The 23,227-nt window shown below is 59.7% G+C and carries 23 protein-coding genes; 21 read left to right on the top strand and 2 right to left on the bottom strand.

From position 1 onward, the window contains the following. Positions 1–244: 244 nt before the first annotated feature. The 4 genes from ABH912_RS12615 to ABH912_RS12600 are packed head-to-tail and all read left to right on the top strand — an operon-like array spanning position 245 to position 4,603. Positions 245–715, top strand: a complete 471-nt coding sequence (locus tag ABH912_RS12615) for a (2Fe-2S)-binding protein (protein WP_429510810.1) — start codon at positions 245–247, stop codon at positions 713–715. Then, positions 712–3,033 (top strand): molybdopterin cofactor-binding domain-containing protein, encoded by a 2,322-nt coding sequence (locus tag ABH912_RS12610; protein WP_429510809.1) that lies wholly within the window; start codon positions 712–714, stop codon positions 3,031–3,033. The genes ABH912_RS12615 and ABH912_RS12610 overlap by 4 nt, the downstream gene beginning before the upstream one ends. After that, positions 3,033–4,016, top strand: a complete 984-nt coding sequence (locus ABH912_RS12605) for an XdhC family protein (protein ID WP_429510808.1) — start codon at positions 3,033–3,035, stop codon at positions 4,014–4,016. The genes ABH912_RS12610 and ABH912_RS12605 overlap by 1 nt, the downstream gene beginning before the upstream one ends. Further along, positions 4,013–4,603 (top strand): nucleotidyltransferase family protein, encoded by a 591-nt coding sequence (locus ABH912_RS12600; protein WP_429510807.1) that lies wholly within the window; start codon positions 4,013–4,015, stop codon positions 4,601–4,603. Before ABH912_RS12605 ends, ABH912_RS12600 begins: the two co-directional genes overlap by 4 nt. 62 nt (positions 4,604–4,665) lie before the next feature. Here the strand turns inward: ABH912_RS12600 and rne are convergent, their stop codons facing one another. Beyond that, entirely contained in the window at positions 4,666–7,863 is a 3,198-nt protein-coding gene (gene rne, locus ABH912_RS12595) for a ribonuclease E (RefSeq protein ID WP_429510806.1), read from the bottom strand. Positions 7,864–8,563: 700 nt separating this feature from the next. On the opposite strand from rne, the gene rluC reads away from it, so the two are divergent. The 3 genes from rluC to ABH912_RS12580 are packed head-to-tail and all read left to right on the top strand — an operon-like array spanning position 8,564 to position 11,189. Continuing rightward, positions 8,564–9,526 carry a 23S rRNA pseudouridine(955/2504/2580) synthase RluC gene (gene rluC, locus ABH912_RS12590; RefSeq protein ID WP_429510805.1) on the top strand — a complete coding sequence of 321 codons (963 nt, stop codon included), beginning with the start codon at positions 8,564–8,566 and terminating at the stop codon, positions 9,524–9,526. Next, entirely contained in the window at positions 9,513–10,175 is a 663-nt protein-coding gene (locus ABH912_RS12585; protein ID WP_033056942.1) for an HAD-IA family hydrolase, read from the top strand. The genes rluC and ABH912_RS12585 overlap by 14 nt, the downstream gene beginning before the upstream one ends. Before the next feature lie 24 nt (positions 10,176–10,199). Next, the gene (locus tag ABH912_RS12580) at positions 10,200–11,189 is read left to right on the top strand and encodes a S49 family peptidase (protein WP_033056943.1); all 990 of its coding nucleotides are present in this window, start codon (positions 10,200–10,202) and stop codon (positions 11,187–11,189) included. 48 nt (positions 11,190–11,237) lie between these two features. Here the strand turns inward: ABH912_RS12580 and ABH912_RS12575 are convergent, their stop codons facing one another. Beyond that, a complete protein-coding gene (locus ABH912_RS12575) occupies positions 11,238–11,816 on the bottom strand; it encodes a Maf family protein (RefSeq protein WP_429510804.1) in 579 nt (192 codons plus the stop codon). A gap of 106 nt (positions 11,817–11,922) precedes the next feature. Here ABH912_RS12575 and ABH912_RS12570 point away from each other — a divergent pair, with 106 nt between their 5' ends. From ABH912_RS12570 to ABH912_RS12505, 14 genes are all read left to right on the top strand, one after another. Beyond that, the gene (locus ABH912_RS12570; protein WP_004371317.1) at positions 11,923–12,450 is read left to right on the top strand and encodes a YceD family protein; all 528 of its coding nucleotides are present in this window, start codon (positions 11,923–11,925) and stop codon (positions 12,448–12,450) included. A 13-nt stretch (positions 12,451–12,463) separates the two neighbouring features. Continuing rightward, complete coding sequence (gene rpmF / locus ABH912_RS12565) at positions 12,464–12,646, top strand: 50S ribosomal protein L32 (protein ID WP_008152339.1); 183 nt, start codon at positions 12,464–12,466, stop codon at positions 12,644–12,646. Positions 12,647–12,650: 4 nt separating this feature from the next. After that, positions 12,651–13,661, top strand: a complete 1,011-nt coding sequence (gene plsX, locus ABH912_RS12560; RefSeq protein ID WP_082459097.1) for a phosphate acyltransferase PlsX — start codon at positions 12,651–12,653, stop codon at positions 13,659–13,661. A 125-nt stretch (positions 13,662–13,786) separates the two neighbouring features. Then, positions 13,787–14,725: an ACP S-malonyltransferase gene (fabD, locus tag ABH912_RS12555; protein WP_090186768.1), complete on the top strand. Its 939-nt coding sequence runs from the start codon at positions 13,787–13,789 to the stop codon at positions 14,723–14,725. Between the two features lie 16 nt (positions 14,726–14,741). Then, complete coding sequence (gene fabG, locus ABH912_RS12550; protein ID WP_033056950.1) at positions 14,742–15,485, top strand: 3-oxoacyl-ACP reductase FabG; 744 nt, start codon at positions 14,742–14,744, stop codon at positions 15,483–15,485. A 191-nt stretch (positions 15,486–15,676) separates the two neighbouring features. Beyond that, on the top strand, positions 15,677–15,913 hold the full coding sequence (gene acpP / locus ABH912_RS12545) for an acyl carrier protein (RefSeq protein WP_003442511.1): 237 nt from the start codon (positions 15,677–15,679) through the stop codon (positions 15,911–15,913). 108 nt (positions 15,914–16,021) lie between these two features. Beyond that, positions 16,022–17,266 (top strand): beta-ketoacyl-ACP synthase II, encoded by a 1,245-nt coding sequence (gene fabF / locus ABH912_RS12540; protein WP_033056953.1) that lies wholly within the window; start codon positions 16,022–16,024, stop codon positions 17,264–17,266. After that, the gene (gene pabC / locus ABH912_RS12535; RefSeq protein ID WP_429510803.1) at positions 17,266–18,081 is read left to right on the top strand and encodes an aminodeoxychorismate lyase; all 816 of its coding nucleotides are present in this window, start codon (positions 17,266–17,268) and stop codon (positions 18,079–18,081) included. The genes fabF and pabC overlap by 1 nt, the downstream gene beginning before the upstream one ends. Before the next feature lie 3 nt (positions 18,082–18,084). Further along, positions 18,085–19,350, top strand: a complete 1,266-nt coding sequence (gene mltG / locus ABH912_RS12530) for an endolytic transglycosylase MltG (RefSeq protein ID WP_033056955.1) — start codon at positions 18,085–18,087, stop codon at positions 19,348–19,350. Positions 19,351–19,369: 19 nt separating this feature from the next. Next, positions 19,370–20,002: a dTMP kinase gene (gene tmk, locus ABH912_RS12525; protein WP_008152325.1), complete on the top strand. Its 633-nt coding sequence runs from the start codon at positions 19,370–19,372 to the stop codon at positions 20,000–20,002. After that, positions 19,995–20,984 carry a DNA polymerase III subunit delta' gene (locus ABH912_RS12520; RefSeq protein ID WP_033056957.1) on the top strand — a complete coding sequence of 330 codons (990 nt, stop codon included), beginning with the start codon at positions 19,995–19,997 and terminating at the stop codon, positions 20,982–20,984. Before tmk ends, ABH912_RS12520 begins: the two co-directional genes overlap by 8 nt. A gap of 42 nt (positions 20,985–21,026) precedes the next feature. Continuing rightward, positions 21,027–21,383: a PilZ domain-containing protein gene (locus ABH912_RS12515; protein WP_033056958.1), complete on the top strand. Its 357-nt coding sequence runs from the start codon at positions 21,027–21,029 to the stop codon at positions 21,381–21,383. 14 nt (positions 21,384–21,397) lie between these two features. Further along, positions 21,398–22,183, top strand: a complete 786-nt coding sequence (locus ABH912_RS12510) for a TatD family hydrolase (RefSeq protein WP_429510802.1) — start codon at positions 21,398–21,400, stop codon at positions 22,181–22,183. Between the two features lie 342 nt (positions 22,184–22,525). Continuing rightward, positions 22,526–23,164, top strand: a complete 639-nt coding sequence (locus tag ABH912_RS12505) for a TetR/AcrR family transcriptional regulator (protein WP_008152317.1) — start codon at positions 22,526–22,528, stop codon at positions 23,162–23,164. Positions 23,165–23,227: the final 63 nt, after the last annotated feature.

Below are 23,227 nucleotides of genomic sequence, written 5' to 3'. Positions count from 1 at the left end.
GGCTACGCTTTCAAGACTGATTTCAAAGCCCTGCACTCGTTTAACGGTGCAGGGCTTTTTTGTTAATGCTGGGTTAACTTAGCCACCTAACGATGCAAACGTTTGCTCCATCAAAGGCCCGATGCAGACGCTACCGTCCGCATAAGAGAGCCCCATTAGCCTGAGCCGATCTGCGTGATGCCAACCGCCAACCCTCGGCGGCAGATTGCTCGACCCCATAACCAATAACTATGCGGGCGTGCCCATGATTACCCTGAAGCTCAATGGTCAAGACCATCAACTCGATGTCACCGAGGACATGCCGCTGCTCTGGGCGATCCGCGACGTGGCCGGTTACAACGGCACTAAATTCGGCTGCGGCATGGGCCTGTGCGGTGCCTGCACCATTCTTATCGACGGCGCCCCGGCACGCAGTTGCATCACGCCGATCGGTTCCGTGGTCGGCCAGGACGTCACCACCATCGACAACCTGCACGTCGACCCGGTCGGGCAAATCGTCCAGCAAGCCTGGCTCGACACCGCCGTGGCCCAGTGCGGTTTCTGTCAGGGCGGGCAGATCATGTCCGCCACGGCACTGCTCAAGACCAACCCGAACCCCAGCGACGAACAGATCGAAGAGGAGATGGTCGGCAATATTTGCCGCTGCGGCACTTACAACCGCATCAAGACCGCCATCCGCCAGGCATCCACTCACCTGAAGGAGGCCAAGGCATGAGCCAGTTACCAAATGATTTCGCGCTGAGCAACCTCAGTCGCCGTGGTTTCCTCAAGGGTGTCGGTGCCACCAGTGCGTTGGTTCTGGTGGCGAGCTGGGGCTGGCAAGACGCTTTTGCTGCCGAGAAAGACAAGAAATTCGGCGCCGATGGCATGCCCAACGGCTGGATCGACGATCCCAAGGTGTACGTCAGCATCGCCACTGACGGCACGGTGACCGTGGTCTGCAACCGTTCGGAAATGGGCCAGGGTGTGCGCACCAGCCTGACGATGGTGGTGGCTGATGAGCTGGAAGCCGACTGGGCGATGATGAAGGTGCAGCAGGCGCCGGGCGACGAAGTGCGCTTCGGTAACCAGGACACCGATGGTTCGCGCAGCATGCGCCACTGGTTCGAGCCGATGCGTCGCTGCGGTGCTGCCGCGCGGACCATGCTCGAACAAGCCGCAGCCGAGCAGTGGAAAGTGCCGGTCAGCGAATGCCGCGCGCAACTGCATAAAGTCATTCACCAACCGACCGGTCGTGAGCTGGGTTACGGCGCCTTGGCCGCCGCGGCCGGTGCGCTGGCGGTACCGGCGCGTGACAGCCTGCGGCTCAAGCAGCCGTCGGAATTTCGCTACATCGGCAAGGAAGGCACCAAGGCCATCGACGGTGCCGACATCGTCAATGGCCGCGCCGTTTACGGTGCAGACGTACATTTCGACGGCATGCTCTACGCCACCATTGCACGCCCTGCGGTGTACGGCGGCAAGGTCAAGTCCGTCGACTCCAGCGCGGCGATGAAAGTCCCGGGCGTGATCAAGGTTGTGCAGATCGAAGGCCATCCTCTGCCATCGGAGTTTCAGCCGTTGGGCGGCGTGGCCGTGGTCGCCAGTAATACCTGGGCGGCGATCAAGGGCCGCGATGCGCTGAAAATCGAGTGGGACGATGGCCCCAACGCCAGTTACGACTCGATCGCCTACCGCAAGGAAATTGAGGCTGCTTCCCTCAAACCCGGCAAAGTGGTGCGCAATACCGGCAACATCGATGACGCGATGGGCAGCGCCGACAGCACGCTCGAAGCGTCCTATTACCTGCCGCACCTCACACAAGCGCCAATGGAACCGATGGTCGCCATCGCCCGTTTCAAGGACGGCGTGTGCGAAGCCTGGGCCCCAAGCCAGGCTCCCCAAGTCACCCGCGAACGCATTGGCGAACGCCTCGGCATTCCCTTCGATAACGTCACCTTCAATGTCACCTTGCTGGGCGGCGGTTTCGGTCGTAAATCCAAGCCTGACTTCATTATCGAAGCGGCCATCCTTGCCAAGGAATTCCCCGGCAAGGCGGTGCGAGTGCAATGGACCCGTGAAGACGACATCCACTGCTCCTATTTCCACACGGTGTCTGCCGAGTACCTGAAAGCCAGCCTGAACAATGACGGCCTGCCGTCCGGCTGGTTGCACCGCACCGTGGCGCCGAGCATCACCGCGCTGTTTGCGCCGGGCATGAACCATGAGGCGGCCTTCGAGCTGGGCATGGGCTTTACCAACATGGCTTACGCGATTCCTAACGTGCGCCTGGAAAACCCGGAAGCGACGGTCCATACCCGCGTCGGCTGGTATCGCTCGGTATCGAACATTCCTCACGGTTTTGCGATTCAGAGCTTTGTCGATGAACTGGCGCACAAGGCCGGCCAGGATCCGCTCAAGTACCAGATCAAATTGCTCGGCCCGGACCGGCAGATCGATCCGCGCACGTTGAGTGAAGAGTGGAACTACGGCGAATCGCCCGAGCGTTATCCGATCGACACGGCGCGTCTGCGCACGGTGCTGGAAACCGCTGCGAAAGCTGCCGGTTGGGGTCGCGAGTTGCCCAAGGGCCGAGGCCTGGGTCTGGCGGTGCATTACAGCTTTGTGACCTATGTGGCGGCAGTGATCGAGGTTGAAGTCAAAGACGACGGCACGCTGATCGTGCACAAGGCCGACATCGCGGTGGATTGCGGTCCGCAGATCAACCCCGAGCGGATTCGTGCGCAGTTCGAAGGCGCCTGTGTCATGGGCCTGGGTAACGCGGTATTGGGGGAAATCAGCTTCAAGGACGGCAAGGTCCAGCAGGACAACTTCCACATGTACGAAGTGGCGCGCATGTCGCTGGCGCCGAAGGAAGTGGCGGTTCATCTGGTCACACCGCCCGGCAATGTGCCACTGGGCGGTGTCGGTGAACCCGGCGTGCCACCGATTGCGCCAGCACTGTGCAACGCCATTTTTGCCGCCACCGGCAAGCGCATCCGCAACCTGCCGGTTCGCTATCAGCTGCAAGGCTGGCAGAAGGCGCAAGCCTGATGGACAGCGTCGATCTGAACGTCCTGCGCAGCGTGCTCGAATGGCGCTGCGCCGGTCAGCGGGTGGTGTTGTACAGCGTGGTCCAGACCTGGGGCACCGCGCCGCGGGCACCTGGCGCCATGCTGGCCTTGCGTGAAGATGGCGTGGTGATTGGCTCGGTGTCCGGCGGGTGCGTTGAAGACGATTTGATTGCCCGGCTGCACGACGGTCGTATTCCGGCCGATGGGCCGCCGGTGCAATTGATCACTTACGGCGTCACCCGTGAGGAGGCTGCGCGCTTCGGTTTGCCGTGCGGCGGCACCTTGCGCCTGACTGAGGAGCGGGTCGGCGATCCTGATTGGGTCGCTGAGTTGCTGGCGCGCTGCGAGGCGCATGAAATCGTGGCTCGCTCGCTTGATCTCACGACCGGTGAAGTGGTTCTGCAACCGGCAAACAAGACCGATACGCTGAGTTTTGACGGCAAAACCCTGCGTGCCATTTACGGTCCGCGTTGGCGGCTGCTGCTGATCGGTGCGGGGCAGTTGTCCCGGTATGTCGCCGAGATGGCGCGGCTGCTGGATTTTGAAGTGCTGATCTGCGATCCGCGCACCGAGTTTGTCTACGGCTGGGAAGAGCAGCACGGGCGGTTTGTCTCGGGCATGCCCGATGAAGCAGTGCTCACCATCCAGACTGACGAGCGCACGGCCATCGTCGCGCTGACCCACGATCCGCGACTGGATGACATGGCGCTGCTGACGGCGCTGGACTCCAAGGCGTTTTATGTCGGTGCGCTGGGGTCGCGGGTCAACAGCCAGAAACGCCGGGACAACCTCGCTCAGCTAGGCTTGTCACAAGAGGCAATCGAGCGGTTGCACGGCCCGATCGGTTTGCACATTGGCAGTCACACACCGGCGGAAATCGCCTTGTCGCTGCTGGCCGAAATCGTCGCGATCAAGAATGGCGTCGAACTGAAGCAGAAGAAGCCGTCGCAGGAGGTGGTATGAGCGAACCCATCGGCGTCATCGTTTTGGCAGCTGGGCAGGGCAGTCGGTTTCGACAGGAGGCCGGTCCCGAGAAGGACAAACTGGTGGCGGATTGTAAGGGGCGCGAGGGTGCTGTCCATTCGATGATCGAGCAAGTGCTGGTGAATTTGCCGGCCTCCCTTGAGAAGCGTGTCCTGGTGACCACTGTGGATCGACCGCAAGTGATCCGCATGGCCAAGGCTTATGGCTGCGAGATTGTGCTGATCGAATCGACCGGCATGGGCGACAGCATCGCGGCCGGGGTGGCGGCATGTCCGCAGCTCGGCGGCTGGCTGATTGTGCTGGGGGATATGCCGTTCATCCTTCCAACGAGTATTGAGCGTGTGGTGGCGGGGATTGCTGATGACGCCGTCAGTGTTCCGGTGCATCAAGGTGAGTTTGGGCATCCGGTGGGATTTGGGCGCAGCTTTGGTAGTGCGTTGATAGCGTTGTCCGGTGATCGAGGGGCCAAGGCATTGTTTGCGCAGGCGAGGGTGGTCGAGGTCGCGGTGGACGATCCTGGGGTGTTGTGGGATGTGGATGTGCCTGAGAAGTTAGTGTTCACGTAGACACTGGGCATAAAAAAGCCCCGCCTGGATCACCAGGCGGGGCTTTTTAGTGGCCGATGGAATCAGACGAGAGGTTTAGGCTCGTGTTCTTTTTCCAGGGCTTGCTCGTGTTGCTCTACCGCTTCCTGAACGGAGCGCGGTGCTTCGTTGATCGCCGATTCAGCGGGTTCGGCGGCAGCGACTTCAGCAGCCGGGGCAGGAGCTGCCTCGACGACTTCAGCGACAACCGGTGCCGCTTCGACAACAGCCGGAGCAGCAGCGGCAGCCAGTTCGGCTTCCTTCTGCAGACGCTCTTCTTCACGCTTGCGACGACGCACTTCACGTGGGTCGTTCGGCGCACGGCCACTTGGCGTCAGGGCGCTGGCAGGGGCGGCTTCGACTTCCGGTGCAGCCACTTCGGCAACAACCGGAGCTTCAACCACCGGAGCAGGCTCGGCGGCAGCAACCACTGGCTCGGACACCATGTCCTCGGCTACTGGCGCTTCGGCGGCGGCTGGCTCGGCAACCCAGTTGAACGCGGTTTGCTCTTCGCGAACTTCACGGACAGCTTCAGTCACTGTTTCGCTGGATGTTTCGACAACCGGTTCTGCGGCAACCACTGGCTCAGCGACAGCTTCAACGACAGGCTGTGCTTCACGAACCGGGGCGACTTCGATTTCCGGAGCGGCGGTGGCTTCGACCGGAGTCGTTGCTTCAACCACTGGCGCTTCCACTGGAGCAGTTTCCAGGGTGGCGGCAGTCGCGCGTTCAGCTTGCTCGTTAGCCTGTGCTTCGGCTGGAGCGCTGATCACGGTGCTGGCAACGGCTGCGGTAACAGCCAGGCCGGCGGCCAGATCGGCAGCGCTTGGCGCTTCGTTGGTTTCGGCAGCTTCGTTACCTTCGGCGGAGTCGGATTCTTCCGAACCTTCGATCACGTTACCGTTGGCATCGCGCTGACGCTCACGACGGTTGCTGCGACGACGCTGGCCACGGGAGCGGCGGCGTGGACGATCGCCTTCGGCGCCTTCCTGACCGTCTTCCTGCAGTTGCTCTTCGTTGGTCACCAGCTCTTCTTCAGCTACTGCGGCAGCGGCTTGCTCGGCACGTGGCTGACGTTCTTCACGCGGTGGGCGTGGAGCGCGTTCTTCACGTGGCTGACGGGCTGGACGCTCTTCAGCAGTAGTCGCAGCAGCAGCGGCCGGAGCAGCATCAAGAGGCTCGCGCAGTTCACGAACCGGACGCTCTTCACGATCGCCACGTGGCTTGCGATCTTCGCGAGGAGCGCGCGGTGCACGTTCTTCGCGAGGGGCGCGTGGTGCGCGCTCTTCACGTGGAGCGCGTTCTTCGCGGGCGACTGCCGGGGTTTCTTCGCGGGCTTCGCGTGGCTCACGTGGTGCGCGCTCTTCACGCGGTGCACGTTCTTCACGAGGCTTGCGTTCTTCATCGCGGCGACCGTTACGGTTGCGGCTCTGCTGACGACCGTTGCGACGCTCTTCGTTGCGGGCCGGACGCTCGGTGGTCGCTGGCTTTTCAACCACAACCGGGGCAGCAGGCTCTTCTTTGCTCGCGAACAGGCTGACCAGCGACTTCACCAGGCCTTTGAACAGGCTTGGCTCTGGCGCGGCGACCGGTGCAGGCACTGGCGCGGCAGCGACGACTTCGGTCGGAACCGGAGCGTTGGCGCGGGCCGGAGCAGTCTTGACCGCGGCTTCCTGGCGAACCAGGGTGCGGGTCGCAGCGGCTGGCTGGACTTCTTCGACTTCGGCAGCGGCAGCGGCGATTTCGTAGCTGGACTGGCCGACCGCGGCTTCCGGGCTGTCATCGCGCAGACGCTGAACTTCGAAGTGCGGCGTTTCGAGGTGATCGTTCGGCAGAATGACGATGCGGGCACGGGTGCGCAGTTCGATCTTGGTGATCGAGTTGCGTTTTTCGTTGAGCAGGAACGCGGCGACCGGGATCGGCACTTGTGCGCGAACTTCGGCAGTGCGGTCTTTCAGGGCTTCTTCTTCGATCAGGCGCAGGATCGCCAGCGACAGCGATTCAACGTCACGGATGATGCCGGTGCCGTTGCAACGCGGGCAAACGATGCCGCTGCTTTCGCCCAGCGATGGACGCAGGCGCTGACGGGACATTTCCAGCAGGCCGAAGCGCGAGATGCGACCGACTTGCACGCGAGCGCGGTCGGCTTCCAGGCATTCGCGGACTTTCTCTTCCACGGCGCGCTGGTTCTTGGCAGGGGTCATGTCGATGAAGTCGATGACGATCAGGCCGCCGATGTCGCGCAGGCGCAACTGACGGGCGATTTCTTCGGCGGCTTCAAGGTTGGTCTGCAGGGCGGTTTCTTCGATGTCGCTGCCTTTGGTGGCGCGCGCCGAGTTGATGTCGATGGACACCAGGGCTTCGGTCGGATCGATAACGATGGAACCACCGGAAGGCAGTTCAACGACGCGCTGGAAAGCGGTCTCGATCTGGCTTTCGATCTGGAAACGGTTGAACAGCGGAACGCTGTCTTCGTACAGCTTGATCTTGCTGGCGTACTGCGGCATTACCTGGCGAATGAAAGTCAGGGCTTCGTCCTGGGCTTCAACGCTGTCGATCAGCACTTCGCCGATGTCCTGGCGCAGGTAATCGCGGATGGCGCGGATGATCACGTTGCTTTCCTGGTAGATCAGGAACGGCGCGGAGCGATCCAGCGAGGCTTCTTTGATGGCGGTCCAGAGTTGCAGCAGGTAGTCGAGGTCCCACTGCATTTCTTCGCTGCTGCGGCCAAGGCCGGCAGTGCGAACGATCAGACCCATGTCGGCTGGTGCAACCAGACCGTTCAGGGCTTCACGCAGTTCGTTGCGCTCTTCACCTTCGATACGACGGGAAATACCGCCGGCACGCGGGTTGTTCGGCATCAGAACCAGGTAGCGACCGGCCAGGCTGATGAAGGTGGTCAGGGCTGCGCCCTTGTTGCCACGTTCTTCTTTTTCGACCTGAACGATGACTTCCTGGCCTTCGCTCAGGACGTCCTTGATGTTGACGCGGCCTTCTGGGGCTTTCTTGAAGTATTCGCGGGAGATTTCTTTGAGGGGCAGGAAGCCGTGGCGCTCAGAGCCGAAATCGACAAAGGCAGCCTCAAGGCTTGGTTCGATGCGAGTAATCCGGCCTTTATAGATGTTGGCCTTTTTCTGCTCGCGTGCACCGGATTCGATGTCCAGGTCGTAGAGGCGTTGGCCATCTACCAGTGCAACACGCAACTCTTCGGGTTGAGTTGCGTTAATCAGCATTCTTTTCATGTAGTACCGTCGGTTTCCGGGCTGCCGGAAACGGCGTTCGGCACACACGACTTCTCATGGTCGGTGTCAGGTGCGTCAGGAGTGGTTGGACACTCCAGTGTCTAGCGAACCCCGACCAATTGGGCCGGCGTCGCGACGTACGCGTCCTGCTTGCTGTGGCTACTTAAGCACTCAGTCAGGAGGAGGAATCAACCAGCGGCTGTGGACGAGATGAAGCGTCTTGATAAAGCCTATTGCTACACAGTCCAGCGGTTGTGCATCTCCACCCTACACGTATCCCTGATAATTCGGGTGCTGCCGCGCGCAGAATCCGCAGCGGGTTGGCATTTACCGTGAGCTCCGAAAGGGGAGGTCACGCATCATGGCTAATTTAGGCGTTGTTTCCGAAGCGTTCGCTCGGGGTTGCTCGTAGCTGACTGCACTTTGTGAACTGGCCGTGAATATTTGCTCGCAAGGCGAGTGAAAACTCTGCTTTGCGGCATGCTTCAGGCCTCATGTCACCTGCGCTCGTTACAACTGCAAACTCTACCGTTTCGTAGCGAAAGCCCCGTAGGACGGCCTCTCGTCCTCGTGAATTGCGTTGGTCAGGGCCGGTTTTTGACCGTTAGTCCGCTGTCCAGGCCACTTTTGGCGGCGTTCGCGACTATAGCAGCAATGATTAAGTGCTTCAATTCCATAAAAAATTGTTATCATCCGCGCCATGACGACTACTGCCCCTTCGACCCCAGCCGTACAACTGCTGGAGGTCTCGCCGGAATATGCCGGCCAACGTATTGATAACTTCCTTCTCGCTCGGCTCAAAGGCGTGCCCAAGACCTTGATTTACCGCATTTTGCGCAAAGGCGAAGTGCGAGTGAACAAAGGTCGGATCAAGCCCGAATACAAGCTGCAGGCGGGCGATATCGTGCGCGTGCCGCCGGTTCGCGTGCCTGAGCGCGACGAGCCGGTGCCACTGGCACAAGGCCTGCTCCAACGCCTCGAAGCCTCGATTGTGTTCGAGGACAAGGCGTTGATCGTGATCAACAAGCCTTGCGGCATTGCGGTTCACGGTGGCAGCGGCTTGACTTACGGGGTGATCGAAGCCTTTCGTCAGTTGCGGCCCGATTGCAAGGAGCTCGAACTGGTTCACCGTCTCGACCGTGACACCTCCGGCCTGCTGATGATTGCCAAGAAGCGCAGCATGCTGCGTCACTTGCACACGGCATTGCGCGGTGATGGCGTCGATAAGCGCTATATGGCGCTGGTTCGCGGCAACTGGGCGGCCTCGATCAAGCAAGTCCGGGCGTCGCTGGGCAAGAGCAATCTGCGCTCCGGCGAGCGTATGGTCGAGGTCGATGAGGAGGAGGGCAAGGAGTCCGTGACCGTGTTCAAGGTCCTGCGCCGTTTTGGCGACTTTGCCACCCTGATCGAAGCCAAGCCGATCACCGGCCGGACTCACCAGATCCGCGTCCACACCCTGCACGCCGGGCATTGCATCGCTGGCGATACCAAGTACGGCGATGAAGGCTTCAGCAAAGAGATTCGTGACCTGGGCGGCAAGCGCCTGTTCCTGCACGCCTACATGCTGACCGTGCCGCTGCCGGATGGTAGTGAGCTGAAGTTGCAGGCGCCGGTCGACGAGATGTGGGCTAAAACCGTGGAGCGATTGAGTGCGCCCATCTGATTACAAGCTGCTGATTTTCGATTGGGACGGCACGCTGGCTGATTCCATTGGTCGGATTGTCGAGGCCATGCATGTCGCGTCCGAGCGCTCCGGATTTCAGTTGCGCGATGATTGTGCCGTCAAGGGCATCATCGGCCTGGGCCTGCCGGAAGCGATTCGTACCTTGTATCCGCAAATCAGCGATGCCGAACTGATCGCATTCCGTGAGCATTACGCCGATCACTACATTGCGTCAGAAGCCGTGCCTTCGCCGTTGTTCGAAGGCGTTGTCGAGTCGATGGAAGCGTTTCGTGCTGACGGTTATCACTTGGCGGTCGCGACCGGCAAGGCTCGTCGCGGGCTGGATCGGGTGCTGAAGTCTCACGGTTGGGAAGATTATTTCGACATCACCCGTGCAGCCGACGAAACCGCCAGCAAACCCCATCCGCTGATGCTCGAGCAGATCCTCGCTCACTGCGGGGTTCGCCCGGAACAAGCGCTGATGGTGGGCGATTCGTCCTTTGATTTGCAGATGGCGCGCAATGCTGGCATGGATTCGGTGGCCGTCAGTTATGGCGCGCAATCGATAGAAGCGTTGAAGGTGTTCGAGCCGGCACTGGCCATTGATCGTTTTTCGGAATTGCATGCCTGGCTGAGTCAGCGGGCTTAATAGGTTTTTGCTGGGGTAGATGTCATGACCGACGAATGGAAAGCGCCCGCCAAGGCAAGCGCGGAGAGCGGTGACGAGAAAAGCTGGAAGCTGCTGGAAAAGACCCTGCTGGCCAGCGTGCAGGAGCAGCGCCGGTCCCGTCGCTGGGGGATTTTCTTCAAGCTGCTGACCTTTGTGTACCTGTTTGGCGCGTTGGTCCTGTTCACGCCGCTGATGGACATGGAAAAAGCGGCCACCCGCAGTGGCAGCTACACCGCGCTGATCGACGTGACCGGCATGATCGCCGACAAGGAGCCTGCCAGCGCTGACAACATCGTCGGCAGTCTGCGTGCGGCGTTCGAGGATGAGAAGGTCAAAGGTGTCATCCTGCGAATCAACAGTCCGGGCGGCAGTCCGGTGCAGTCGGGTTATGTCTATGACGAGATCCGGCGTTTGCGCGGCCTGCATCCGGACACCAAGCTTTACGCGGTGATCTCGGATTTGGGCGCTTCCGGTGCTTACTACATCGCCAGTGCGGCGGATCAGATCTACGCCGACAAGGCGAGCCTGGTGGGTTCCATTGGTGTGACGGCGGCCGGTTATGGCTTTGTCGGGACGATGGAGAAGCTGGGTGTCGAGCGTCGCACTTACACTTCCGGCGAGCACAAATCATTCCTCGATCCGTTCCAGCCGCAGAAGCCTGAAGAAACTCAGTTCTGGCAGGGCGTGCTCGACACCACTCATCAGCAATTCATCAACAGCGTCAAGAAAGGTCGTGGTGACCGCCTCAAGGACAAGGAGCATCCAGAGCTGTTCTCCGGGTTGGTCTGGTCCGGCGAGCAGTCGCTGCCGTTGGGTCTGATCGATGGTCTGGGTAATGCCAGTTCGGTGGCGCGTGACGTGATCGGCGAGAAAGAGTTGGTGGATTTCACTGTTCAGGAGTCGCCTTTCGATCGCTTCTCGAAAAAGCTCGGTGCCAGCGTGGCTGAGCATCTGGCAATGTGGATGGGCTTCCAGGGACCTTCGTTGCGCTGATACTCCTGGTGGCATCAAAAACCGGCCTTCGTGGCCGGTTTTTTGTCTTCAGGGGATTTGCACGCCTTCGGCCAGCAACATGTCTACCAGGCGAATCAATGGCAGGCCGATCAGGCTGGTGGCGTCAGGGCCTTCGGTGCTTTGAAACAGGCTCACCCCCAAACCTTCGGCCTTGAAGCTGCCAGCGCAGTCGTAGGGCTGTTCGGCGCGCAGGTAGCGTTCGATGCGCGCCTGATCGAGTGTGCGCATGTGCACGGTGAACGGCACGCAATCGACCTGGCAATCGCCAGTCTGGCTATTGAGCAGGGCCAGGCCGGTGAGGAAGGTCACGCTGGCACCGCTCGAAGCCAGCAATTGTTCGCGGGCCTTTTCGAAGGTGTGGGGTTTGCCGATAATCCGCTCGCCAAGCGCTGCGACCTGATCGGAGCCAATGATCAGATGAGCGGGGTGGCTGCCGGCCAGCGCACGTGCTTTTTCCTCGGCGAGGCGCTTGACCAGCTCGATGGCGGACTCGCCCGGACGATGGCTTTCGTCGATATCCGGCGAGCTGCAGATAAACGGCAGCTGCAAGCGGGCCAGCAATTCCCGGCGATAAACCGAGCTTGAAGCGAGTAATAAAGGCAGCATGCGCATCTCCAGAAGACAGGCGCGAATTCTAGCGGAGGCTTGCAAGTGACGGACAGGGCTGAATTTCCTTTGACATGGCTGGGGGCATCCCTATAATGCTGCGCCTATGTTGAATGACCCGATTCCACCTCACGTTGACCCGCGCAAATTGGCTGATCGTGGCACCACCCTTCAAGGTGAACTGCTGCTGGCCGATTTGGAGAGACTCTGCGACCCGCTTTCCGACACTGTCGGTACGGTGCAGGCTAAATTCGTTTTTGAACGAGATGAACGTAAGTCTGTGGTAATCCACAGCTTTATCGACACCGAAGTCAAAATGGTTTGCCAGCGTTGTCTTGAGCTGGTCACCCTGCCGATCCATAGCGAATGCAGTTATGCTGTGGTGAAGGAGGGTGCGAATACCCAGTCGTTGCCGAAAGGTTATGACGTGCTGGAACTGGGCGAAGATCCTTTGGATCTGCAGTCACTGATCGAGGAGGAGCTTCTGCTCGCCTTGCCCATTGTGCCTGCTCATCATCCGGAAGAATGCCAGCAGCCGGCGGGTCTCGATGAGCCCGAACCGAGCGAGGACGAGGTAACGCGGTCCAACCCGTTCAGTGTATTGGCGCAGTTAAAGCGTGACCCAAACGTTTAGGAGTTAATCAATTATGGCTGTTCAGCAGAACAAAAAATCCCGCTCTGCCCGTGACATGCGTCGTTCGCACGACGCCCTGACGGCAAGCACTCTGTCTGTAGAAAAAACCACCGGTGAAATTCACCTGCGTCACCACGTATCGCCAGAAGGCGTATACCGTGGCCGTAAAGTGATCGACAAGGGCGCTGACGAGTAATCACTTGTCTGCTCAAGTCATCGCGATTGACGCAATGGGCGGGGACTTCGGTCCCCGCAGCATTGTTCAGGCCAGCCTTGCTTGTCTGTCTGCTACGCCCTCGCTGCACCTGACCCTCGTCGGTCAACCCTCCCTTCTTGAAGAATTGCTCTCTGGCCAATCGGCTGTGGATCGCTCGCGCCTGTCGATTGCTCCGGCGTCCGAAGTCATCACCATGGACGAAAAACCTGCGCAGGCCCTGCGCGGCAAGCCCGACTCGTCGATGCGTGTGGCGCTCGAGTTGCTGCGCGATGGCAAGGTCCAGGCTTGCGTCAGTGCCGGCAATACCGGTGCGCTGATGGCGTTGTCGCGCTTCGTGCTCAAGACCTTGCCGGGCATTGATCGGCCGGCGATGGTGGCGGCGATTCCGACGCAGAAGGGTTATTGTCAGTTGCTCGACCTGGGCGCCAATGTCGATTGCAGCGCCGAGCACCTGTTGCAGTTCGCTGTGATGGGCTCGGTGGCGGCGGAAACCCTGGGCATCGTTCGTCCGCGGGTGGCGCTGCTGAACATCGGTACTGAAGACATCAAGGGCAACCAGCAGGTCAAGCTGGCGGCCACCTTGTTGCAGAGTGCTCGCGGCATCAATTACATCGGTTTTGTCGAAGGTGACGGTGTGTACCGTGGCGAGGCGGATGTGGTGGTATGTGACGGTTTTGTCGGCAATATCCTGCTCAAGTCCAGCGAAGGCCTGGCGACCATGATTGCCGGGCGCATCGAAGCCTTGTTCAAGAAAAACCTCGCGTCTAAAGTGGTCGGCGCTCTGGCATTGCCGCTGATGAAGCGCTTGCAAGCTGATCTGGCGCCTGCGCGGCATAACGGCGCAAGCTTCCTCGGGTTGCAGGGGATTGTGGTGAAAAGCCATGGTTCGGCGGGGGTTCAGGGCTTCCAGAGTGCGATTCAGCGTGCCTTGATCGAGATCCAGGAAAACCTGCCGGAACGTATTCACGGTCGCCTGGAGGATTTGTTGCTTTAGGCGTTTTCGTCGGACAATGCTTAAATGTGACCGCTCAGTTCAATTTGCCATCCAACTGTCAGTTTCTTGCGTCCCCCCAGCGGGACGTCAATTCTCCGACGACAAGATCATTAGGGGCTTGTTACATGTCTGCTTCCCTCGCATTCGTCTTTCCGGGACAGGGTTCGCAGTCCCTCGGCATGCTGGCCGAGTTGGGCGCGCAACATCCGATTGTCCTCGAAACATTCAAAGAAGCTTCCGATGCTCTGGGTTACGACCTGTGGGCACTGACCCAGCAAGGGCCGGAAGAGCAACTCAATCAAACCGATAAAACCCAGCCGGCCATTCTGACCGCCTCGATTGCCTTGTGGCGTCTGTGGCTGGCTGAAGGCGGCGCGCGTCCGGCTTATGTTGCCGGTCACAGCCTGGGTGAATACAGCGCTCTGGTCGCTGCGGGCAGCCTGAGCCTGGGCGACGCGGTGAAGCTGGTTGAGCGCCGTGGTCAGTTAATGCAGGAAGCTGTTCCGGCCGGGCAAGGTGGCATGGCCGCCATTCTCGGTCTGGACGATGCTGATGTGCTGGCTGCCTGTGCCGAAGCGGCACAAGGCGAAGTGGTCAGTGCGGTCAACTTCAACTCCCCTGGCCAGGTGGTCATCGCCGGTGCCAAGGCAGCGGTCGAGCGCGCCATCGAAGGCTGCAAGGCCCGTGGTGCCAAGCGCGCCATGCCATTGCCGGTCAGCGTGCCGTCCCATTGCGAGCTGATGCGTCCGGCGGCCGAGCGTTTCGCCGAGTCGATCGCAGCGATCGACTGGCAGGCGCCGCAGATTCCGGTGGTTCAGAACGTCAGCGCCAGCGTGCCGGCCGATCTGGAAACCCTCAAGCGCGATCTGCTTGAGCAGCTTTACAAGCCTGTACGCTGGGTCGAATCGGTTCAGGCGCTGGCCGCCAAAGGTGCTACCCAGTTGGTCGAATGCGGCCCAGGTAAAGTGCTGGCTGGCTTGAACAAGCGTTGCGCCGAAGGCGTGTCGACATCCAACCTCAATACCCCCGACGCCTTCGCTGCCGCTCGCGCAGCGCTGGCCTGAATCAGGAGAAGCCTGCATGAGTCTGCAAGGTAAAGTTGCACTGGTCACTGGCGCGAGCCGCGGTATCGGCCAGGCTATCGCCCTGGAACTGGGCCGTCAGGGCGCCATCGTTATCGGCACCGCGACATCTGCCTCGGGTGCCGAGCGCATTGCGGCAACCCTGACGGAAAACGGGATTCAAGGCACTGGCCTGGAACTCAATGTCACCAGCGACGAATCCGTTGCTGCAGTACTGGCGAGCATTACATCGCAGTTCGGTGCGCCGGCGATCCTGGTCAACAATGCCGGTATCACCCGCGATAATCTGATGATGCGCATGAAAAATGACGAATGGCATGACGTCGTCGATACCAACCTGAACAGTCTGTTCCGCCTGTCCAAGGGTGTTTTGCGCGGTATGACCAAAGCCCGTTGGGGACGAATTATCAGTATTGGCTCGGTTGTGGGTGCCATGGGCAACGCAGGCCAAGTAAACTACGCAGCCGCCAAGGCCGGTCTGGAAGGTTTCAGCCGTTCATTGGCGCGTGAAGTCGGTTCGCGTTCGATTACGGTAAACTCGGTGGCCCCTGGGTTCATCGACACCGATATGACCCGCGAACTGCCCGAGGCACAGCGTGAAGCCTTGCAGACGCAGATTCCGCTGGGCCGTTTGGGACAAGCTCAAGAGATCGCGTCTGTGGTCGCTTTTCTTGCATCCGACGGTGCGGCTTACGTTACTGGGGCTACAATCCCGGTGAACGGCGGGATGTACATGAGTTAAATGTGACGGATCGCTTCAAAAAAATGTCATACGAGCTGTCTAAAATCCGTTATAAAGCTGCAATCTATTTATAGGCAGAGGGTCGTCGGGTTTGAGGAGTGAAGCTTTCAGTTGAAAAACTGAAAAGTCTTTCTATACACTTACCCACTGGCCAGCTGCCTGAATTTGTCCATTAGGAGTGAAAACAAGGTATGAGCACCATCGAAGAGCGCGTCAAGAAAATCGTTGCTGAGCAACTGGGCGTTAAAGAAGAAGAAGTGGTCAACACTGCTTCCTTCGTTGAAGACCTGGGTGCCGACTCCCTTGACACCGTTGAGCTGGTGATGGCTCTGGAAGAGGAATTCGAGACCGAAATCCCTGACGAAGAAGCTGAGAAGATCACTACTGTACAAGCCGCAATCGATTACGTTACTAACCACCAGGCTTAATAGCTTGTAATCGTTGCTTGCTGTCATGGAAAAACCGCACTGCCATCACGGCGTGCGGTTTTTTCTTTAGGCCTGATGCAAAGTCGTCATTTGAAAAAGGAGAGTGCTGTGTCGCGTAGACGCGTCGTAGTCACCGGTATGGGTATGTTGTCGCCACTGGGCACGGATGTGCCGAGCAGTTGGCAGGGCATTCTGGCTGGCCGCAGTGGCATTGGTCTGATCGAACACACCGACCTTTCTGCCTATTCCACCCGTTTTGGCGGCTCGGTAAAGGGCTTCAATGTCGAGGAATACCTGTCGGTCAAGGAAGCTCGCAAGCTCGACCTGTTCATTCAATACGGTCTGGCCGCAGGTTTTCAGGCCGTTCGTAACTCCGGTCTGGAAGTCACCGACGCCAACCGTGAGCGCATCGGCGTGGCCATGGGCTCGGGTATCGGCGGACTGACCAATATCGAAGAAACCAGCCGCACCCTGCATGATTCCGGCCCACGACGGATTTCTCCGTTTTTCGTGCCTGGCTCGATCATCAATATGATTTCCGGTTTCCTGTCCATCCATCTGGGCGCACAGGGACCTAACTACGCCATCGCCACCGCATGTACCACCGGTACGCACTGCATCGGCATGGCGGCACGCAACATCATGTACGACGAAGCCGACGTGATGATTGCCGGCGGCGCTGAAATGGCGGCTTGCGGTCTGGGCATGGGTGGCTTCGGTGCCTCCCGCGCACTGTCGACCCGCAACGACGAACCGACCCGCGCCAGCCGTCCATGGGACAAGGGCCGTGATGGCTTCGTGCTGTCCGACGGTGCCGGCGCTCTGGTTCTCGAAGAACTGGAGCACGCCAAAGCCCGCGGCGCGACCATCTATGCCGAGCTGATCGGCTTTGGCACCAGTGGCGATGCTTACCACATGACTTCGCCACCGGCCGACGGCGCGGGTGCTGCACGTTGCATCACCAATGCGCTGCGCGATGCCAAGATCAATGGCGACCAGGTCCAGTACGTTAACGCCCACGGCACCTCGACGTCGGCCGGCGATCTTGCCGAAGCCTGTGCGATCAAGTCGGTGTTCGGCGATCACGCCTACAAGCTGGCGGTCAGTTCGACCAAGTCCATGACCGGTCACCTGTTGGGTGCGGCGGGCGCGGTCGAAGCGATCTTCAGTGTGCTGGCGATCAACAGCCAGGTAGCGCCGCCGACCATCAACCTTGATGAGCCGGACGAAGGTTGCGACCTCGATTTCGTACCGCATACCGCGCGCAATATGGATATCGATGTGGTGCTGTCCAATTCCTTCGGGTTTGGCGGTACCAACGGCTCGCTGGTGTTCCGCCGGTTCGCTGACTGATGGACAGCTGGGTCGACGGTCAGCCGGCTGACGCTTTGTCGCTGAAGGATCGCGGCCTGGCTTACGGTGATGGTCTGTTCGAGACCATCGCCGTACACAACGGCAGTCCTGTGCTGCTGGATCGGCATCTGGTGCGTTTGGTCAAGGGTTGCCAGCGGTTGGCAATTAATCTCGATCATGCGGCTGTGTGCACTGAGTTGCTGACCTATGCCCAAGCGTTGGGCGAAGGCGTGCTCAAACTCATCGTTACGCGTGGCGAAAGCGCGCGCGGCTATGCGCCCGACCCTTCGGCTCAGGCGCGCCGCATCATGCTGGGCAACCCTCCTGCGGTTTATCCTGCGGCCAATGCGGAGCAGGGCGTTCGCCTGTTCCCCTGTGCGACGCGGCTTTCCAAACAGCCACTGCTTGCCGGACTCAAACACCTGAACCGTCTTGAGCAGGTCATCGCCCGCTCCGAATGGCAAGACACCGATCATGCCGAAGGCTTGATGCTCGATCAGGCCGGGCGCGTCATTGAAGGAGTGTTCAGCAATCTGTTCCTGATTCGCGATGGCGTGCTGATCACCGCTGATTTGAAGCGCTGCGGCGTGGCCGGCGTGATGCGTGCCGAATTATTGTTTCAAGCCGAGACATTGGGGATCCCCACGCAAACCACCGATATCACCCTCGATCAGCTGCAATGGGCTGATGAAGTTTTTGTCTGCAACAGCGTGTATGGCGTTTGGCCGGTGCGCGCCTATGCCGCACTGAGCTGGCCGGTTGGTCCGCTCACCCGTAAACTCCAAACCATTGCCCGCGCGCTACTGGATGCTTGATACGTGAGACGTAAATTCTTGCTGCTGCTGGAAACCGGATTGGTTCTGGCAGGGCTGTGTCTGGGCGCTTCCGCCTGGAAAATCCATTCGGCGCTGGAACAGCCGCTGAACATCACTCAGGAAGAGCTGCTGGAAGTGCCCAAAGGCACGACACCGACGCGCACCTTCTATCGACTCGAAGCCGATGGCGTCATCAAGGACGCGTTCTGGTTGCGGGTGTATTGGCGCTTCAATCTCGCCAAACAACCGTTGCACAAAGGCGAGTACCGCATGGTGCCCGGCATGACCGTCGAAGGCCTGATTGACCTGTGGAAGCGCGGGGAAATGGTTCAGTACAGCCTGACGCTGGTCGAGGGCTGGAATTTCCATCAGGTCCGCGCTGCTCTGGCCAAGGATGAAAAACTCGAAAAGACCCTCGACGGTTTGAGTGATAGCGAGGTGATGGACAAACTCGGCCACACCGGGATTTTTCCGGAAGGACGGTTCTTCCCTGACACCTATCGCTTCGTGCGTGGCATGACCGATGTCGAGCTGCTGAAAAAAGCCTACGACCGCCTCGACGAAGTCCTGGCCAAGGAATGGAGCCAGCGCGCCGCTGATGTGCCGTACACCGAACCCTATCAGGCGCTGATCATGGCCTCGCTGGTGGAGAAGGAAACCGGTGTGCCGCAGGAGCGTGGGCAAATCGCTGGGGTGTTTGTACGGCGCATGGAAATGGGCATGTTGTTGCAGACTGATCCGACCGTGATCTACGGCCTTGGTGATCGTTACAACGGCAAATTGACTCGCGCCCATCTCAAGGAAGCGACGCCGTACAACACCTACATGATTTCGGGACTGCCGCCGACCCCGATCGCCATGGTCGGTCGCGAAGCGATTCATGCAGCGCTGAATCCGGTGGCTGGCAATAGCCTCTATTTCGTTGCTCGCGGTGATGGCAGCCACGTGTTCTCCGATGATCTGGACGCGCACAATAACGCTGTGCGTGAGTTCCAGATCAAGCGCCGTGCCGACTACCGATCCAGCCCGGCGCCGGCTACGGCGCCAGAGGCGACGGATGAGCAGGCACCGATTCCGGCTGCTTCGCCCGACACGGCCCCCGAGGCTTTGCCGCAAGTGCCGCCGCAAGAGCCTGCTCAGGCGGCGCCAGCAGCGCCGCAAGCGCCTGACCCGTCGCTCTCAACGGAGTCTGCTTCAGAACCCACTCAAGAGCCCGCAGCCGCACCCGCGCCCGAACCGGATGCACCTGCGCCGCAAAGCCCGCAATGACTCTGACTAAGGACTGCCTGTGACTGGCTTGTTTATTACCCTGGAAGGCCCGGAAGGCGCCGGCAAGAGCACCAATCGCGAGTACCTGGCCGAGCGCCTGCGCGCCGCCGGTATCGAGGTCGTGCTGACTCGCGAACCAGGCGGCACGCCGTTGGCCGAGCGGATCCGCGAAGTGCTGCTGGCGCCGGTTGACGAAGTCATGAACCCCGACACCGAGTTGCTGTTGGTGTTCGCCGCGCGAGCCCAGCATCTGGCCGAGGTGATTCGCCCGGCGCTGGCCCGCGGCGCGGTCGTCTTGTGTGATCGCTTTACCGATTCGACCTACGCCTATCAGGGTGGCGGTCGCGGCCTGTCGCTGGAGCGTATCGCGACCCTGGAAACCTTCGTCCAGGGCGATCTGCGCCCGGACCTGACGTTGATTTTCGATCTGCCGGTGGAAGTGGGCCTGGCCCGCGCCAGCGCTCGCGGTCGTCTGGATCGCTTCGAACTCGAAGGCCGAACCTTTTTTGATGCGGTGCGCAGTGCCTTCCTCAAGCGTGCTGAAGCGGATCCTGCGCGTTATGTCCTGGTCGATGCCGCCCAGCCGTTGGCGCAGGTTCAGCAGTCACTGGATGCCTTGCTGCCGCGCCTGCTGGAGTTGACTCGTGGCTGAAGCCTATCCGTGGCAGGACAGTCTCTGGCAGCATTTGGCCGGTCGCAAGCAACATGCTCACGCCTATCTGTTGCACGGTCCGGCCGGGATCGGCAAGCGTGCGCTGGCCGAGCGCTTGATGGCCAGTTTGCTGTGCCAGCGTCCTAGCGCCGCCCACGATGCTTGCGGCGAATGCAAATCCTGCTTGCTGCTCAAGGCCGGCAGTCACCCTGACAACTACATTCTGGAACCGGAAGAAGCCGATAAGGCGATCAAGGTCGATCAGGTTCGTGATCTGGTCAGCTTCGTGGTGCAGACCGCGCAGATGGGCGGCCGCAAAGTGGTGCTGATCGAGCCGGTCGAGTCGATGAACATCAACGCCGCCAACGCTTTGCTCAAAAGCCTTGAAGAACCTTCCGGCGATACCGTTTTGCTGTTGGTCAGCCACCAGACCAGTCGTCTGTTGCCGACCATCAAGAGCCGTTGCGTGCAGCAGGCTTGTCCATTGCCGAGCGAAGCCATGAGTCTTGCATGGCTGGCGAAAGCCTTGCCGGACTGCTCGGAAGAAGAGCGTGTCGAGTTGCTGACCCTGGCCGCCGGTTCGCCACTGGCCGCCGTCAACTTGCAGGCCCAGGGTGTGCGTGAGCAACGGGCGCTGGTGGTCGATGGCGTGAAGAAGTTGCTCAAGCAGCAACAGTCACCGACGCAACTGGCCGAAGGCTGGAATGCGATTCCGCTGTTGTTGCTGTTCGATTGGTTCTGCGATTGGTCGAGCCTGATCCTGCGCTATCAGCTGACTCAGGACGAAGAAGGCCTGGGGCTGACGGACATGCGCAAGGTGATTCAGTACCTGGCGCAGAAAGCCGGCCAGGACAAAGTCCTGAATATTCAGGACTGGATCCTCGCCCAGCGCCAGAAAGTAATGAGCAAAGCCAACCTCAATCGGGTGTTGTTGCTCGAGGCGCTGTTGGTGCAATGGGTGGGTTTACCTACCCAGAAGTGACCGCCTGTGCCTAGACTCTGAGCATCAGCAACGGAGGTCAGCATGAATGAACTCGTCAATCCTGGGCCGCGCAACGGCATTTTGTCCCTGACGATCAAGGACAAGTCCGTGCTTTACGCGGCCTACATGCCATTCATCAAGAACGGTGGCCTGTTTATCCCGACCAACAAGAGTTACAAGTTGGGCGATGAGGTATTCATGCTGTTGAACCTGATGGACGAGCCGGAGAAGATTCCGGTGGCCGGCAAGGTCACCTGGATCACCCCCAAAGGTGCGCAGGGCAACCGGGCCGCCGGGGTCGGCGTACAATTCAACGATGGCGACAATACCGCGCGCAGTCGAATCGAAACCCATCTGGCCGGAGCCCTGAAGTCCGACCGTCCCACTCATACGATGTAAGTTGCAGCCCTTTTATGCTCGTAGATTCCCATTGCCACCTTGATCGCCTCGACCTCGCCGCCCACGACGGCTCCCTGGATGCCGCACTCGATGCGGCCCGTCTGCGTGGGGTTGGGCACTTTCTGTGTATCGGCGTCAGCGTCGAGAATGCCGCCGACGTCAAAGCCCTGGCCGAACGTTATGACGATGTCGACTGTTCGGTTGGCGTGCATCCGCTGGATGTGCAGCCGGGTGCCGCGCCAGCACTTGATTGGCTGTTGCGCGAACTCAACCACCCGCGTGTGGTGGCGATCGGTGAAACCGGTCTGGATTACCACTACGAGCCGGAAGCGGCGGAGTTGCAGCAGGAGTCGTTTCGTCTGCATCTGCACGCCGCGCAGCAGACGGGCAAACCAGTGATCATTCACACCCGTGGTGCCCGCGCCGATACGTTGAACCTCCTGCGTGAAGCAGCGCTGCCCCAGGCTGGCGTGCTGCATTGTTTCACCGAAGACTGGGACATGGCCAAAGCCGCACTGGACATGGGGTATTACATTTCCTTGTCCGGGATTGTCACTTTCCGCAATGCCGACGCTCTGCGTGACGTGGCCAGTAAAGTGCCGGCTGATCGATTGCTGGTGGAAACCGACTCGCCTTACCTGGCGCCGATCCCTCATCGCGGCAAGCCGAACCTGCCGCAGTACGTGCGCGACGTAGCGGAATTTCTGGCAATGTTGCGAGGTGAGCCCTACGAGCGGTTTGCCGAGCAAACCACCGAGAATTTCAAGCGACTGTTTCCGCTGGCGCACGTGAAAGGTTAAATCGCAGGCAAAAAAAACCCGGGTTCTGGGGGGTGAATCCGGGTTAAGACCATTAGGAGTAAAACAAAGGCACGCGGTCCGTTGGTACCTATATCGGCGCAACACTTGGGGGAGATGTCCCGCCGACAGTTGAAGTATTGATCACTATTGCGCCTAGTCCAGTTTACCGGCGCCGGTTTTTAAACAAATTTGGAATACGGGCGCTTCGGTTGAGTTCTCATTCATCTGCGAGGCTGCCGGAATTCATCAAGAAACACATATATGGTCGGATGATCCGTGCATTTTTGCGCAAGTTAGGCATAATACGCGGCTTCGAATTTTGACCCCTACAGACCTTTTCTTATGCATAAAGAACCTCGTAAGGTCCGTGAGTTTCGTCGCCGCGAGCAAGAAATTCTCGATACCGCGCTCAAGCTGTTCCTCGATCAAGGTGAAGACAGTGTCACCGTCGAGATGATTGCTGATGCCGTCGGTATCGGCAAAGGCACAATCTACAAGCACTTCAAATCCAAGGCCGAGATCTATCTGCGCCTGATGCTCGATTACGAGCGTGATTTGAACGAGCTGTTGCATTCGGCCGATGTCGACAAGGACAAGGAAGCCCTGTCCCGGGCCTACTTCGAATTCCGCATGCGCGACCCTCAACGCTATCGCTTGTTCGATCGCCTGGAAGAGAAGGTGGTCAAGGGCAATCAGGTGCCGGAGATGGTCGAGGAACTGCACAAGATTCGCGCCTCGAACTTCGAACGCCTGACCCTGCTGATCAAGGGCCGGATCAGCGAAGGCAAACTTGAAGACGTACCGCCTTATTTCCATTACTGCGCATCCTGGGCGCTGGTGCACGGTGCCGTGGCGCTGTACCACTCGCCATTCTGGAGCAATGTGCTGGAAGATCAGGAAGGTTTCTTCCAGTTCCTGATGGACATCGGCGTGCGCATGGGCAACAAGCGCAAGCGCGATACCGACACCCCGAGCAGCTGAACCATTCAGTTGCCTTATTGCGCCATGATTTCGCTACGTGGTGCAGTACCGCAGGAATATACT

Origin of the sequence: Pseudomonas sp. BT76 TE3572, assembly GCF_050435365.1 — a bacterium.
Taxonomy (GTDB): Bacteria; Pseudomonadota; Gammaproteobacteria; order Pseudomonadales; family Pseudomonadaceae; genus Aquipseudomonas; species Aquipseudomonas fluorescens_W.
The sequence above is the reverse complement of the archived record's forward strand: the minus strand, read 5'-3'. Positions and strand labels throughout refer to the sequence as shown.